This window comes from Streptomyces iconiensis (genome assembly GCF_028657195.3).
Classification (GTDB): Bacteria; Actinomycetota; Actinomycetes; order Streptomycetales; family Streptomycetaceae; genus Streptomyces; species Streptomyces iconiensis.
In genome coordinates, this window is sequence record NZ_JANCPR020000011.1 from 97422 (window position 1) to 112849 (window position 15428).

11 protein-coding genes and 1 tRNA gene are annotated in these 15428 nt (G+C 71.1%); 3 read left to right on the forward strand and 9 right to left on the reverse strand.

Annotated elements, in window-relative coordinates:
* Positions 1–12: 12 nt before the first annotated feature.
* The 4 genes from NMN56_RS13505 to NMN56_RS13520 all read right to left on the reverse strand — a co-directional run bounded on the left by NMN56_RS13505 (position 13) and on the right by NMN56_RS13520 (position 6081).
* A complete protein-coding gene (locus NMN56_RS13505; protein ID WP_430542560.1) occupies positions 13–1017 on the reverse strand; it encodes an MsnO8 family LLM class oxidoreductase in 1005 nt (334 codons plus the stop codon).
* Between the two features lie 80 nt (positions 1018–1097).
* A complete protein-coding gene (locus NMN56_RS13510) occupies positions 1098–1763 on the reverse strand; it encodes a response regulator (protein WP_274041168.1) in 666 nt (221 codons plus the stop codon).
* A 196-nt stretch (positions 1764–1959) separates the two neighbouring features.
* Positions 1960–3381, reverse strand: a complete 1422-nt coding sequence (locus NMN56_RS13515) for an FAD-dependent monooxygenase (protein WP_274041169.1) — start codon at positions 3379–3381, stop codon at positions 1960–1962.
* A gap of 120 nt (positions 3382–3501) precedes the next feature.
* The gene (locus tag NMN56_RS13520) at positions 3502–6081 is read right to left on the reverse strand and encodes an excinuclease ABC subunit UvrA (protein WP_274041170.1); all 2580 of its coding nucleotides are present in this window, start codon (positions 6079–6081) and stop codon (positions 3502–3504) included.
* A 101-nt stretch (positions 6082–6182) separates the two neighbouring features.
* Between NMN56_RS13520 and NMN56_RS13525 the strand changes: the two genes are divergently transcribed.
* Positions 6183–7652 (forward strand): lipase maturation factor family protein, encoded by a 1470-nt coding sequence (locus NMN56_RS13525; protein ID WP_430542566.1) that lies wholly within the window; start codon positions 6183–6185, stop codon positions 7650–7652.
* A 35-nt stretch (positions 7653–7687) separates the two neighbouring features.
* On the opposite strand, the gene NMN56_RS13530 is transcribed toward NMN56_RS13525, so the two are convergent.
* On the reverse strand, positions 7688–8788 hold the full coding sequence (locus tag NMN56_RS13530; protein WP_274041171.1) for a glycosyltransferase family 2 protein: 1101 nt from the start codon (positions 8786–8788) through the stop codon (positions 7688–7690).
* A 470-nt stretch (positions 8789–9258) separates the two neighbouring features.
* Positions 9259–10704 (reverse strand): FAD-dependent oxidoreductase, encoded by a 1446-nt coding sequence (locus NMN56_RS13535; RefSeq protein WP_274041172.1) that lies wholly within the window; start codon positions 10702–10704, stop codon positions 9259–9261.
* Between the two features lie 224 nt (positions 10705–10928).
* On the opposite strand from NMN56_RS13535, the gene NMN56_RS13540 reads away from it, so the two are divergent.
* Positions 10929–11002: transfer RNA gene (locus NMN56_RS13540), tRNA-Pro, on the forward strand.
* Between the two features lie 326 nt (positions 11003–11328).
* Positions 11329–12414, forward strand: coding sequence for a TolB-like translocation protein (locus tag NMN56_RS13545; protein ID WP_274041173.1), 1086 nt, complete (start codon positions 11329–11331; stop codon positions 12412–12414).
* 131 nt (positions 12415–12545) lie between these two features.
* Here the strand turns inward: NMN56_RS13545 and NMN56_RS13550 are convergent, their stop codons facing one another.
* From NMN56_RS13550 to NMN56_RS13560, 3 genes are all read right to left on the reverse strand, one after another.
* Entirely contained in the window at positions 12546–14012 is a 1467-nt protein-coding gene (locus NMN56_RS13550; protein ID WP_274041174.1) for an FG-GAP-like repeat-containing protein, read from the reverse strand.
* 313 nt (positions 14013–14325) lie between these two features.
* Positions 14326–14745 carry a MerR family transcriptional regulator gene (locus NMN56_RS13555; RefSeq protein WP_274041175.1) on the reverse strand — a complete coding sequence of 140 codons (420 nt, stop codon included), beginning with the start codon at positions 14743–14745 and terminating at the stop codon, positions 14326–14328.
* Between the two features lie 343 nt (positions 14746–15088).
* Positions 15089–15292, reverse strand: coding sequence for a hypothetical protein (locus NMN56_RS13560; protein WP_274041176.1), 204 nt, complete (start codon positions 15290–15292; stop codon positions 15089–15091).
* Positions 15293–15428: the final 136 nt, after the last annotated feature.

A 15428-nucleotide genomic window follows, 5' to 3' on the forward strand; every position in this document is an offset into this window, starting at 1 on the left:
CAGGGCCCCGGCTCAGGTCGCCGCGAGGCCGGCCGCACGGGCGAGGCGGCGGTAGGAGTCGAGGCGGTCGGCCGGGTCATGGGTGTTGAGGGTCAGCAACACCTCGTCGGCGCCCGTACGTTCGACCAGCCCGGCGAGCGCTGCGGTCACCTCCCCCGCCGTACCGTGCAGCTGAGTCCCCCGCGCGTCCTCGAAAGCGGCGCGCTCCTTCGCCGTCATGTCGCGCGCCAGGACGTCCCCGCTGGGAACGAGCGGTGCGAACGAGCCACGGGTGCGGGAAACCGCCGTCGACCACGCCTCGGGGATCTGCAGCAGCTCCGCCGCCTCCGAGGTGGCGGCCACGGCCGCGTTCACCGCGAGGACGACATAGGGCTTCGTCCCGTCGGAGCCCGGCACGAACGCCTCGCGGTAGCCGTCGACCGCCTCACGCGTACGGCGCTCGTCGCGCGAGGCGCCGATCACCAGCGGAAGCCCGTGCTCGGCCGCGATGCCCGCGCCCGCGCCGACGGCCAGGACGAACGCGGGTACGCGCAGCCCGTCCGCCGGGCGGGCCCGCACGGGTCCCGTACCGGTGAAGTAGCCGAGCAGCTCGGTGATCTGCTCGCTGAAGTCCTCGGCGGCGTCCTTGTCTACGCGCAGCGCCTTGCGCACACCGTCGGTGAAGCCCACCGAGCGCCCCAGACCCATGTCGATGCGGTCGGGAAAGAGGGACTCCAGGACCCCGAACTGTTCGGCCACCACGAGCGGCTGGTGGTTCGGCAGCATCACACCTCCGGTGCCCACCCGGATACGGGAGGTGGCCGAGGCGACGGCCGCTGCGAGCACGGTCGGGGCCGAGCCCGCGATGCCGGGGACCGCGTGGTGCTCGGAGACCCAGAAACGCCGGTAACCGAGCTGCTCCACCTCCCGCGCGAAGCGCACCGTCTCGCGCAACGCCTGCCCGGGGTGCTCGCCCTCACGGGCGAGAGAGCGGTCGAGGACGGAAAGATGTGCGGGGAATCCGGCTGGTGAGATCACCTTTGTTCCAACGCCTGTGCGGGCTCAGGATTCCCGGCCTGCGCGTCGTCGTCCAGCGCCTACGCGTCGTCCGCCGGCGCCTACGCTTCGTCGTCCAGCAGTCCGGCATCGTGCGCGAGCAGCGCGATCTGTACGCGGTTGTTGAGACCGAGCTTCGTGAGGATGCGCGACACATGCGTCTTGACCGTCGGAAGGCTCATGTAGAGCCCCGCCGCGATCTCGGCGTTCGACTGCCCGCGCCCGACAGCCAGGGCGACCTCACGCTCCCGCTCCCCCAGGCCGGAGAGCACCCCCCGTGCACGGGTACGCCGGTCGTCACGGCCCGCCGGGGTCACATGCTGGATCAGCTGCCGGGTGACGGCCGGCGAGAGCACCGGGTCACCGGCCGCCACCTTGCGCACGGCGGCGACGATGTCGGCGGGCGGTGTGTCCTTCAGCAGGAACCCGGCGGCGCCGGCACGCAGCGCCCGCAGTACGTGCGTATCGGCGTGGAAGGTGGTCAGCACGACGACCTCGGGCGGCTCCGGCCTGGCCCGCAGCATCTCGGTAGCCGTCAGGCCGTCCATGGTCGGCATCCGGATGTCCATGAGGATCACATCCGGACGCAGCTCGGCCACGAGCGGTGGCACCTGCCCTCCGTCGGCCGCCTCACCGACGATCTCGATGTCGGCCAGTCCGTCGAGCATGAGCCGGAGCCCGGCACGGACAAGCGCGTCGTCGTCGACAAGGAGCACACGGATGGTCATGCGCCTACGGTAACCAGGCCCTGCACCGGGTGACCGGCCACGGTCACGGGACCCCGCCTCGGGGCCTGAGACCAGGGCCTGGAGACGCGGGCTCGGGCCCGGACTCGGGCTCGGCGCTAAGGGATCAGGGCTCGGGGCTCCGAAGGGGCTCCGGACCAGGGGCTCCGAACCAGGGGCTGGGCGGGTGGTCCGGCGCTCAGGAACCGGTGGCTGTGGGGGTGGAGGCGGAGGCAGAGGCGACGGGTGTGTCCCAGTCGATGCGGTAGTGGAGCAGCCAGTCCGCGCCCTCCGGTACCCGCACGCCCTCGGTCTTCCGTGAGGGTGCCAGTGACTCGGCCGCTGCCGAACCACCCGCGCCCGCCGAACCCTCAGCACCTACCGAGCCCTCAGCACCTGGCGAACCGTCAGCACTTGCCGAGCCCTCATCACCCGGCGAGCCGACAGCACCCGCCGAACCGTCCGCGCTCTGCGGACGGTTGTTCCCCCGTCCCCGCGCTGCGCTGGGGACGGCCCTGTCGTTGATACGGGCGCTGCGCTCGACCACGGCCTCGACCCGCTCGCGCCGCAACTCCTCGTACGCGGCGAACGCCTCGCCGGGCGACGGCAGATCGCGCAGGCACTTCGCGAGCACGACGCTGTCCTCGATCGCCATCGAGGCGCCCTGCGCCGCGTTGGGTGCTGCCGCGTGCGCCGCGTCCCCGAGAACGACCATGGGCCCCCGGGACCAGACGGGAGTGCGGGCGACGTCATAGGCGTTGCTGGTGAAGATCCCGTCCCCTGTGGCACGGACGATGTCGGCAGCGGGCGAGGCGTCCTCGGCGAAGAGCGCCGCGACGTGCTCGCGCCAACGCGCGTTCCGCTCGGGCGTGTCCGTCGCCAGTCGGTCCTTGGAGAGTTCCGGCCCCGGGGTGTTGGCGAACCACCAGACCTCCCCATCGGGTGCCGTTGTGCAGCCGAGGAAGGCACGCCTCCCCTGGATCATCCGGTAGGTACCCTGCGCGGGCGCCGCTTCGGGCGGCATCCCCGCGGCCCAGCCGCACACGGTGATCTGGCCGGTGTGACGGGGTGACGGCGCGTCGGGGTCGATGAGTGAACGGGTCATGGAGTGGAGGCCGTCGGCGCCGACGAGCAGATCGCCCTCGGCGGCCGTACCGTCGCCGAAGCGTGCGCGCACCCGCCCGTCCTCGGTCGTTTCGGCCGCGACCAGGCGCTTGCCGTGCTCGATGGTGATGCCCCGCCGCGCGGCCTCGTCGTGCAGCGCGCGGTAGAGGGTGGCGCGGCGCAGCGTGCGCGGGCCGAGGAGCTTGCGTCCGCCGGCAGCCCCCTCGGCTCCCTCAGCCGCTTCGCCGCCGGAGACCGGCCGCGTGCCGAGGCTGTCGCCCGTGTGGGAGAGCGTCTCGATGCGCTCCGCGGGGAAGGACACGTCCAGCACCGGCTGATGTGCGCCGATGGTGCGCAGCGCCTCCAGCCCGTTGTGGAAGAGGACGAGAAACGCCCCCACGTCGTCGGCGCCTGACGGGTATGCCTCGTAGACGGTCGAGCTGATTCCGGCCCTGTGCAGTGACATCGCGGTGACGGCTCCCGCGATGCCGCCGCCGGCGATGAGGACATGGGTCATTTCGCCTCCCGGTCCGTTCCGTCCCGTCGGCGTCACCGCATGGACGTGTCGGTCTCACCTTGCTGGACATGTCTCACCTTACGGACGGCCACAGGGCTCCCGGGGTTGCCCGGTGGGCTCTCACTCCTCCAGAGCCGCGCGCAGGTAGGGCGCCGTGGCGCCGGCGCCGGAGCGTGCCACCTCGGCCGGTGTCCCGGATGCCACGATCCGGCCGCCCCTGTCGCCGCCCCCGGGGCCGAGGTCGATGACCCAGTCGGCCCCTGCCACGACGGCGAGGTCGTGCTCGACCACGATGACGGTGTGCCCTGCCTGGACCAGCCCGTGCAACTGGCGCAGCAGCACTTCCGTGTCGGCCGGATGCAGCCCGGTCGTGGGCTCGTCGAGCAGGTACAGGGTGTGGCCGCGCCGGGTGCGCTGGAGTTCGCTGGCGAGCTTGATGCGCTGCGCCTCACCGCCGGACAGCTCCGTCGCCGGCTGGCCCAGCCGCAGATAGCCCAGACCCACCCGCCGCAGCGCCTCAAGACCCCGTACCGCGGCGGGAACGTCCGTCAGGAACTCCGCCGCGCGGTCCACCGTCATCTCCAGCACGTCGGCGATGGTCGCGCCCCGGTAGGTGATCTCCAAGGTCTCCGGGTTGTAGCGGGCTCCGTGGCAGTCGGTGCAGGGCGCGTACGTGCCGGGCAGGAAGAGGAGTTCGACGGCGATGTAGCCCTCGCCCTGGCAGGTGGGGCAGCGGCCCTCGGCGACGTTGAAGGAGAACCGCCCGGCACCGTACCCGCGCGCCCTCGCCTCCTCGGTCCCCGCGAACACCTTGCGTACGGCGTCGAACAGGCCGGTGTACGTGGCCAGGTTGGAGCGCGGCGTACGCCCGATGGGCTTCTGGTCGACGCGGACAAGTCTGTCGACCGCCTCCAGCCCCTTGGCCTCGGCCACCCCCGACTCGCCCTCGCCCGCCCGCACTCCGGCCCCGTTCCCCACGGCGTCCGGCTCCTCGTCCTCCTCGCCGCGTCCTTGGGTCCCCGTGCCTGTACCCCCGCCCGCGCCCGTACGTTCCGCGACGAGCCCGGCCAGCACCTGGCTGACCAGGGTCGACTTGCCGGAGCCCGACACCCCCGTGACCGCCGTGAACACGCCCAGCGGGAAGTCGACGTCCAGGTCATCGAGGTTGTGCCGGGTGACACCGGAGAGCGACACCCACCGCTCAGCCGTCCTGGGCACCCGCCCGTCCCCGTCCTGGCCCCGCTCACCCTGCTGGTCCCGGCCCTCGTAGTGGTGCCGGCCCTCCGCCTCCCCTTTCCCCGGGAACAGGTACCTCTGGGTGGCCGAGCCCGTGACCTGTGCCAGCCCGGCAACGGGTCCGCTGTAGAGCACCTCTCCCCCGTGCTCGCCCGCCCGGGGACCCACGTCCACGATCCAGTCGGCCCTGCGCACCACCGCCATCTCGTGCTCGACGACGAACAGCGAGTTCCCCGCGCCCTTGAGCCGGTCCAGCACGGTCAGCAGGGACTCCGTGTCGGCCGGGTGCAGCCCTGCCGAGGGCTCGTCGAGCACGTAGACGACGCCGAAGAGCCCGGAACGCAACTGCGTGGCCAGGCGCAGCCGTTGCAGTTCCCCCGCCGACAGCGTCGGCGTCGGCCTGTCCGTACTCAGATAGCCGAGGCCCAGCTCGGTCAGGACCTCGATACGGGAGACGAGGTCGCGGGAGAGCGTCGCCGCGACACTCTCGCGGATCCCGCCCTCGGCCGCCTCCTCGCCCTCACCGCCCGCCGCGCTGGGCCGCAGCACCTCAGCCAGCCGTTCGAGCGGCAGTGCCGCCAGCTCCGCGATGTCCCGCCCCTCGAACGTCACCGCCAGCGCCTCCGGCCGCAGCCGCCGCCCGCCGCACACCGGACAGTCGGCGCTCACCAGGAACCGCCGCACCCGCTGCCGCATCGTGGCGCTCTTCGTGTCGGCGAACGTGTGCAGTACGTAACGCTTCGCGCTCTGGTACGTGCCCTGGTACGGGCGCTGGATACGACCCGCCTCCCGCACCGGATGCACCGTGACGACGGGCTGCTCGTCCGTGAACAGCAACCACTCCCGCTCCTCACGCGGCAGCTCCCGCCAGGGCCGGTCGAGGTCGTAACCGAGCGCGGCGGTGACATCGCGCAGGTTCTTGCCCAGCCACGCCCCCGGCCAGGCCGCGATCGCACCCTCGCGGATCGTCAGCGACGGGTCAGGAACGAGCGACTCCTCGGTCACGCTGTGCAGCGTCCCCAGACCGTGGCATTCAGGACAGGCACCGACCGCCGTGTTCGGTGAGAACGCGTCCGAATCCAGCTGCCGCGCACCCTCCGGATAGCGGCCGGCCCGGGAGAAGAGCATGCGCAACGAGTTCGACAGCGTGGTGACCGTACCGACCGAAGAACGCCCCGTAGGCGCCGAACGCCGCTGCTCCAGCGCCACAGCAGGCGGCAACCCCGAGACCTCCTCCACCTTGGGCGCCCCCACCTGGTGGATCAGCCGCCTGGCGTACGGGGCCACCGACTCGAAGTACCGTCGCTGCGCCTCCGCGTACAGCGTCCCGAAGGCGAGCGAGGACTTGCCCGAACCGGACACCCCGGTGAACGCCACCAGCGCGTCCCGCGGAATGTCCACGTCGATACCCCGCAAATTGTGCTCCCGGGCACCCCGCACCCGTACGTAACCGTCGTCGCTCATCCCTCCATGATCGGCCAGCCCTCCTGGCAGTGCCTCACGGGTCCTGTCTCAGCCCCCGCTACGGCACCAGTGCGCGTGAGCATGGCCTCGTGGTGGTACCCATGGCCGCCATGGAGTGGTTCACGCCCTGGTTCTCGGCGCCCGGTTACGGGCTGAGCCGACTTGTGCTGCAACGTGCACTGGCCGGCATCTATCTCGTCGCGTTCCTGTCCGCCGCGTTCCAGTTCCGGGCGCTGCTCGGTGACCGTGGGCTGCTGCCGGTGCGGACGTTCCTGCGGCGTGTCCCGTTCCGGGTCGCGCCGGGGCTGTTCCACTGGCGCTGCGGCGACGCGTTCACCACGGGCTGCGCGTGGGCAGGGGCGGTGCTGGCCGCAGCCATCCTGGTGGGGGCCGCTGACGCGGTACCGCTGTGGGCGGCGATGGCGATGTGGGCACTGCTGTGGCTCCTCTACCTCTCGTTCGTGAACGCGGGTCAGGTCTTCTACAGCTTCGGGTGGGAGTCGCTGCTGCTGGAGGCAGGCTTCCTCGCGATCTTCCTGGGCAACGCGGAGGTGGCGCCTCCCGTGCTGGTGATGTGGCTGCTGCGCTGGCTCACGTTCCGTGTGGAGTTCGGCGCCGGCCTCATCAAGTGGCGCGGGGACCGCTGCTGGCGCGAGCTGACCTGCCTCTACTACCACCACGAGACACAGCCGATGCCGGGTCCGCTGAGTTGGCACTTCCACCGGTTGCCGAAGCGCCTGCACCGGGTCGAGGTCGGGGCCAACCATGTGGCGCAGCTCGTGGTGCCCTTCGCGCTCCTCCTCCCTCAGCCCGTCGCCACGGTCGCGGCGGGCCTCGTCATCGTCACCCAGCTCTGGCTGGTGCTGTCGGGCAACTTCGCCTGGCTCAACTGGCTGACCATCGTCATCGCCCTTGCCGCCGTGGACAGTTCGCCGCTGACCGGAACGCCCTCCTACCCGGCCACACCGACCTGGTACGCGGTGCTCGTGTGCGTGGTGACGGTGCTGGTTCTGACGCTCAGCTACTGGCCTGTCCGCAACATGCTCAGCCGGGGCCAGACCATGAACCGCTCCTTCGACCCCCTCCATCTGGTCAACACCTACGGGGCGTTCGGCAGCGTGACCCGGATCCGGCAGGAGATCGTCCTGGAGGGCACGGACGAGGAACGGGTCACCGCTGACACGGTGTGGCGGGAGTACGAGTTCAAGGGAAAGCCGACAGATGTGCGGCGGCTCCCGCGCCAGTTCGCTCCGTATCACCTCCGTCTGGACTGGCAGATGTGGTTCGCGGCGCTCTCGCCCGCCTATACGCGCGGCTGGTTCGAGCCGTTCATCGAGCGGCTGCTGGAAAACGACCGCGCCACCCTGCGTTTGCTGCGCCACAACCCCTTCCCCGACGCGCCACCGACCCACATCCGTGCGCTGCTGTACCGGTACCGCTTCACCACGAGGGAGGAGCGGCGGGAGACGGGCGCGTGGTGGCACCGCACGCTGGTACGGGAGTTCCTGCCGCCGGTGCGTGTGGCGGGCGACGGCGACGGGGCGGTACGGCGGCCGGGCGCCGGCACGTAGGACAGCGGGGGCTCCCCTGACCGGCGCCCGGCCTGCTATGCGGGAGCGCCCATCGTCTTGGCGCCCCGGACGGGCGACGGTGCCGGGCCGCGCCCCTTCTCGTAGACGGTCAGTCCGCGCGAGAGACGCAGCGGTACGAGTACCAGCTCCACGAGGACCGCTTTCCACGCGTACCAGAGGTTGACGAGCTTGGTCGGGTACACGCAGGGGATGTCGCCGAGCACCCTGCGGAGGGAGAGGCCCCGTCTGCGTGCCGCGTACACCAACGGCGGTACGGTGAGCGCCAGTTCCGCACCCACCCACCAGGCGAGGGTCGGCAGGACAGGGCGTTCGAGCCCCAAGGTGAGAACCAGCGGCGCGCTCCACCACAGCGGCGCGAGAAGGATCTCGGCCATCGCGAGGAACACCCACAGCGCGAGTATCGGTTTGCGGACGACGAGGTCTCGCGCATGCAGCCGCACGTTCTGGCAGAAGCCGGCCATCCAACGCCATACCTGCTTGCGCAGATAGAGCAGCGTCTCGGGGTCGGCAGCCCAGGCGACGGCGTCGCCCACATACCGCGCGCGGCGCCCGGCAACCTGCTGTGACCAGGTGTAATCCATGTCCTCGACGATGGTGCGCTGTGGAAATCCGCCCGCTGCGAGCAGCTCCTCCCGCCGGAAGACGGAGCAGCATCCGGAGCACACCATGGGGCTGTCGGTGCCCTGCTGGATCGGCCTGTGCCAGTGAAAACCGAAGAGGTATTCCACCGACCTGCCGCGCTCCCAGACGGTGCGGGTGAAGCGTGTCTGGACGTTTCCCGCGGCCACGACGACCTTCGGATCGTCGAAGGCGGGCAGCATGCGTTCGATGTAGTCAGGGGCCAGGACGGTGTCCGCGTCGACGGCCAGGACCAGTTCGGCGCTGCAGTGTGGAAGCGCGTGGTTCTGCGCCTTGGCCTTGCTGCCGAGATTGGCGGGTGGGCGCAGGACCTCGGCGCCGTGGTGACGGGCGATGTCGCCCGTGCGGTCGTCGGAGGCGTCGTCCACGACGATCACTTGTCGCGGAGGCACGGTCTGGGCCCGTACGGACTCCAGGGTCGCGGGGAGTCCCGCTTCCTCGTTGTGCGCCGGGACGATCACGGTCACGCCGCGCATGTCCGTCCCCTCCCCCGTCGCCCGCACTGCGCACGGTGACCCGGCAGGCACCTGACCAGTGCGCCTCTGAGCAGGAGGCCGGCTCCCACACTTGCGTAGACGAGCATGCTGATACCGATGACCGGCAGTCCCCCGTGCATGCGGCTGTCCCTTCTCTGCGTCGCGTTGTCCGCCTCGTGCGGTTCGGTCAGGCCCGGTGGTCTTGGTCTTCGCCGGGCCCGATGAGAGAAAGGTAGCCGGGGTCGGTGACGGTGTGTTTCGAGGTCTTACTTTCTGTGGATTACGCGGGAGTTGTGGACAACTCCGTCACCCTTCGGTGGCCCTCCCCAGCCCTCAGCCCTCGGGCCCTCGGCGCTCGCCCGCAACCGACCGCTCCCCCGCCCACCTCTCCCCTGCTCACCACTCGCCCGGTCACCGCTACTGGTCACCCGGTCACCCGACCACGCGGTCACGCGGCCATCGCTCACCGGTCACCGCTCGGGTTCGGACGCCGGCTCCGAAGCCGCTGCCGATTCCGGCTCGGACTTCGACTTCGAATCCGGCTCGGACTTCGGCTCGGACTTCGAATCCGGCTCAGCCTGCGGCTCCGGCTCCGGGACCCGGGCGGTCTCCGGTGACGAGGACTCCAGCGGCACCGACCACGACCTCACGAGCCCCAGCTGTACCGCCTGCCTCGGCAGCAAGCCGTCCAGGGCCCAGTCGGCGAGCACACGGATACGGTTTCCCGGCATCGCGGCCAGGTGGTAGCCCCGCGTCACCAGATTGGCGAAGGGGCCCGAGAGCGGCACGTGCAGCGGGTTCGCGGCGCCCTGGACGCCGCCGAGGTCGACCATGAAGCCCAGGTCACGGTGCTTGTAGGCGCGCGGGGCGCCGTAGCCGTAGGAAGCCGCGAGGTTGCGGGCCGCGACCTTGCCCTGCCGTACCGCGTGCTGCGCCGTCATGGGCGTGAACTCGCCCGGCCGCGTCAGGTCCGGTACGGCGGCTGCGTCGCCGCAGGCCATCACGTCCGGTTGTCCTGGCACGCGCAGGTACTCGTCGACGACGAGCCGGCCGCGCGCGGTCTCCAGGCCGATGTCCTCGACGAGCGGGTCGGGCCGCACTCCCACGCACCAGATCAGCGAGTGGGTGGGGATGAACTCTCCGTCGTCCAGCAGCACTCCGTCCTTGGTCGCCTCCTTCACGGACATCTCCGTACGTACGTCGACCCCTCGTTTACGCAGCACCCTGTGCGCTGTCCTGGAGAGCCGCTCGTCCAGTTCGGGGAGCACCCGCGGCGCGATGTCGAGGAGCATCCAGCGGGGACGGCGGTCGTCGCGGAGGCCGGGCACGCCGAGCGGGGGCCTGTTGTGCTGCCTGGCCAGCGAGTCGGTGAACAGCTTTCCGTGTGCGGCGACCTCGGTGCCGGTGTAGCCGGCGCCGACGACGACGAAGGTGCAGCGCGCCTCCGCCTCCGCCGGGTCGTCGGTCGACGCGGCCAGCGCGACCTGCCGCGTCACGTGATCGCGCAGATACAGGGCCTCCGGCATGCCCCGGAATCCGTGTGCGTGTTCGGCCACTCCCGGGATCGGAAGGAGCTTGTTCACGCTGCCGACGGTCAACAGGAGCCGGTCGTAGCGCAGTTCGCCGCCCTGGCCCTCGGGGTTCACGTAGTGGATGTGCCGCCTGTCGAAGTCCACACCGTCGACCTCGCCGAGTACGAGCCGTACCCGCGGCAGGGTCCCCGCGAGGGACACGGAGACGCGGCGGGGCTCCAGGATCCCCGAGGAGACCTCGGGGAGCAGCGGCATGTAGAGGAAGTAGTCGTTGGGGTTGACCAGCACGATCTCCGCCGCGCCACGGAACTGGCGCGAGAGGGTACGGGCCGCCTGGTATCCGGCGAATCCCGCTCCGACGATCACGATGCGCGACCGGCTCACAGCCGACTCCTCCTCCCGGGAGCGGCGGGGCCGCGGGCCCCGCCTGCACTCCGAACTCCGTACGCCACAGGACCGCCGGGGTTCCCTCCCCCACCTGCGCCAAACCCTGCCGGCGAGGTCGCACCCCAGGCGGCGGAGGGGGGCGCGAGCACTCCCTGAGGTGCTGTATTGTTCTTTGTGCGCGAGCGGCGAGGGGACACAAAAGCCCCAAAGCCGACGGGCACCGGGACGTGGCGCAGTTTGGTAGCGCACTTGACTGGGGGTCAAGGGGTCGTGGGTTCAAATCCCGCCGTCCCGACTGGAAAGAATGCAGGTCAGGAGCCGTTTCAGCTTTTGCTGAAGCGGCTCTTTCCCGTGGTGTCCGCGAGCCTCTGCGGTCGCACCCGCCCGGCCCGCCGCACCATCCACTCCACCGAACTCGCCGGACACCCCGTCGTCTCCCCGGTGCCCCTGCTCGCCGCCCGATGTCCCTGCCCGGCCTCTCCATACGCCGTATGACGCATTGACCCCACAGGGTCCTCGCGGTTGCATGATTCCGGTCTCCCGGTGGGGAACCGGATGAGGGGCCGTGTCCTACCTGGGGGGAAAATGAGGGGAAACGCGAACCGGAGCAGCATCAGACGGGTGCGGACCGCCCTGAGTGCTGCGGTTGTGGTCTGCGCGGTCACGGTGGTGCTGCCCGGAGCCGCCTCGGCGGCGCCCACGGCCGCGACGGGGCCCGTGGCCGACAGCGGAGCCGGTGTCGAGAGGATCAGTGTCGCGGCGGACGGCGCCCAGGCCGACGACAACTCCGCCGGCGCCTCGATCACGCCCAACGGCCGCCGCATCGTCTACTCGTCGTCGGCGAAGAACCTCACCTCCGACGCCCCGACGGCGGGCGACAAGGTGTACCTCCGCGACCAGCGGACGAGCCAGACCACGCGGCTGGGGTATCTGGCCCCGGTCCAGCCTCCGGTGATCAGTGGCGATGGGGAGTACGTCGCCTATCCGCATCAGTGGATGAACAACGTACGGATCGGCCATTACCAGGTGAGCACCGGAAGGTCGGCATCAGGCAACTGCGCGCTCTTCACCTGCAACCAGCCGTCGCTGAGCGCGGACGGCCAGTCCGCCGCCCATGCCAGCCTCTCCTACAGACAACAGACGTACGGGCAGCGCGTCCAGGTCGAGGACTGGGACACCAACACCACCGAGACCGTCGCCGCCTTCGACCACACCGACCCGTCCCGGCCGTCCATCAGCGGCGACGCCCGCTATCTCGCCTACCAGGACGGCAAGGCGAAGGACGTCTTCGTGCGGGACCGGACCGGCGGCACCACCTCCGGCCCGATCGAGGGCCCGTCCAAGGAGGCGGCGATCGTCCAGCTCAGTGAGAACGGCAGCAAGGTCGTCTACCTCTCGGGCCCCGACACCTACGTCCACGACGTGAGCTCGGGCGCCGCCCAACTGGTACCGGACGTGCGGGGCGTGGCCATCGATCCCACCGGCCGCTATCTGCTGTACGCACCGCACGACGCGAACGGACCGTCACTCACGCTGCGTGACCTGCGGACGGGCACCGACGAGACCGTCGCGAACCAGCCCGCCTCGGCCGGTATCGACGCGGTCAGCGCCGACGGGCGCGACGTGGTCTTCCAGTCGGCGGCCGACGACATCGTGCCCGGCGACACCAACGCCAAGTCGGACATCTTCGTCCGCCGGTTCTACTGATCGCCCCGGCCGCCGACCATCCGACTGCCGACCACCCGGCAACCCCGACCGCCCCCGCCACCCCGCCACCGCGCTCTCCCGGTCGGGCAGAGAGGCGGCGGCCGGGGTGGGCGCACCGTCGGCGCGGTGGCTCAGCGGCTGCTCAGCGGCTTGCCGTACTTCTGGGCCGTGGAGAGGTACGGGAGGCCGAGCGTGCGGGGGGAGAAGGCCGCCGAGCCGCCGGCCGAGCCCTTGGGGAGGAGCCATACGGCGCCCAGGGAGGCGTTCTCTCCGGGGGACCCGACCGTGACATCCGGTACACCGTCGGCGTTGTAGTCGCCCGTGGCGACCGCGGCGCCGAAGGTGTCGCCCGCCTCGGCGACGCCCGGGACGCTCTGCGTGTCCTGGTTCCAGGCGACGGACGTGGCAGCGCCGCCCGCGTCGAGCAGGCCCCGGGCGCCGCCGCGGAGCAGCCAGGCGGCGCCGGCCCCCGCTTTGCTTCCGATGGCCTCACCGGACGCGCCCGCGACCAGGTCGTCGCGGCCGTCACGGTTGATGTCGGCGACAGCGAGCGCGGAACCGAAGCGGTCCCCGGCCTCGGCCACCCCCGGGACGCCCGCCGTGTCCTGGTTGAGGGTCTGGGCGCGGCTGCCGAACGAACCTGGCGCCGGGCTTCCGTAGTGGGTGTGGATGCTGCCGCCCTTGGCGAGTGCTTCGGGGCCGCACGGGTCGTCGATGTTCTCGTCGGCGATCTCACGGCATTCGCCGAGCGCCAGGTCGTCGTGGCCGTCGCCGTCGAAGTCGCCCGCGGCCAGAGCGGTCACGCCCGCGTTGTCCGTGTTCCAGAAGTTGGCCATCGCTGACCCGTCGGCGTCCCACTTCCACAGGCGCACGTGGGACTGCGTATTGGGGTCGCCCGCTGTCCAGTACGCCACGGCCAGGTCCGCCAGGCCGTCGCTGTCGAAGTCGCCCGTGGCCAGGACGGGGGCACGGCCTCCCATCGGGGCGGCGACGACGGTGGTGACCATGCTGTCTTCGCCCTGGGCGACACGAGCGACGACCTTGTCCTTGCCGCCGATCACGATCTCCTTGTTGCCGTCGCCCGTCAGGTCGGCCGCCGCGACCGACTGGCCGTAGGCGGCCGACGGCGACGGCCCGGTCAGGACCGTCGATGCCGGTCCCGGCCCGTTCTTCGAGCCGCCTACGGCGATGACCATGCCCGCGTCCGCACCGCGGTCGGTGACGTCCTCGCCGGGGACACCTACGAGCAGTTCCGCGATGCCGTCGCCGTTGAGGTCGGTCAGGGCCACGGATGCGCCGAAGCGGTCACCTGCCTCCGGGGTGCCGGGAACCTCGGGAGTGGCCTGGGTGACACGGATGCTTCCGTGAGCGCCGACCCCCCTCGGACCGCCCCGGACGATGTTCACGTACCCGGCCTTGGCCTGGCCGCCGACGGTCCCGCCCGGGACGCCGACGGCGAGGTCCGCGTAGCCGTCGCCGTTGAAGTCACTTGTGGCAGTACGGGGTGCGGCAGCGGCGGCACCGGACGGGAGCACGAACCCGGCGGTGGCCGCGGCGGCTGCGATGGCGTACGTCAGGATGCGGCGGCTGTGTGGCACAGGGGCTCCCACTCGGTCGACGGGACGCGCGGTTGCCTGGTGTGACCGTCGAAGGGGGGAGCTGGTTGTACGGCGTTCGCCAATGATCGGCACCGGGTTCCTGGTGCCCGAGGCTCCTGACGTCGCGAGCGCCACCGGGCCCGAACAGTGGCCCCGAGGCGCCCTCACGTGCCGCTGCGAGGAACGGTGGCAGGAGCACGCCGTCCGTTGTCCTGTGCGCCCGTTGTCCTGTGCGCGCGTGCCGTCTTGTGCACCCGTACCGTCCCGTTGCACGCGTGCACGGCGTGGGCCTACAGGGGCAGGCGCCGCACGGTCAACCGCCGACCGCGGCCGTACTCGCCTCCGCGGTGCTGGCGCCCTCTGTGACCACACTCGGGTCCTCGGTGACCACGCCTGCCGCTTTGACCTGTCCGATCACGCGGTCGAGCTTGGTCTTCGCCTGGCCCAGCTCGTCGATACGTGTCGCGATGCGGTCGCGCTCGGTCTTGAGCTGGTTGAGCATGGCCTGGGTCGCCAGCCCTGTGCTGACGCAGGGCAGGAGGTCGACGATGGTCTTGCTCGGCAGGCCGGCGGCGTAGAGCTGCTGGATGAGCCGCACGCGCTCCACGGCCCCTTCGGGGTAGTCCCGCTGGCCTCCGGATGTCCGTGCCGACTCCAGAAGCTGCTGCTCCTCGTAGTAGCGCAGGGCACGGACGCTCACTTCCGAGCGCCTGGCGAGTTCTCCGATACGCATGGCAGAAACTACTTCCCTCTTCGGCTCGACATCTCACGTCCGCGTCAGGTTTCAGCGTACGGGATGCGCCGGCGCCTGGCCATCGAGAGCCGTGAACCACTCACCGCCGCCGGCCGCAAGGCCGCCTTCGCCGGATTCACCGGCTCGCCCGGCTCTCCGGCCCACCGGATTCGCCGCAGCGCTCGACGCCTTCTTCCCCCTGGCCGCGCGAGCGCTGTCGCGCTGCTGGGGCCCGCGGCCGTGAAGGCCACGGGCCCCTGCACCGTGCGCGAGGGTCATCCCTCGCCCGGGGGTCTCACCGGGCGCGCAGGTGGTCGGCGGCCTGCGCGGGGCCGGTCCTGTGTCACCCTCCGGATTCGCCGCGCTCGCCCTTGGGGCCCCGGCCGCGCTCGGTGCGGGGGCCGGAGGGCCTCCACTGCGGATCCTCTTCGAGTTCCTGCTTCGCCTCTTCGTTGGCGCTCCGGCCGGACTCGCCGAGGTCGTCCTTGGCCTCCTTGCGCCGGCGGGCGCGCTGGATGTCGTAGCTCTTGCTTCCGGGTTCCGGCATGGCGATCACCTCGCGGGTCCGGGTTCCCGGGGCATCAGGTCCGAAACGGGCCGTTCAGCGCTGATTTATACCGTTACGGTCCGCACGCGCTGACGCGTCCCGACGCGTCCTGAACAGCGTCCTGGCACGGTGCGCC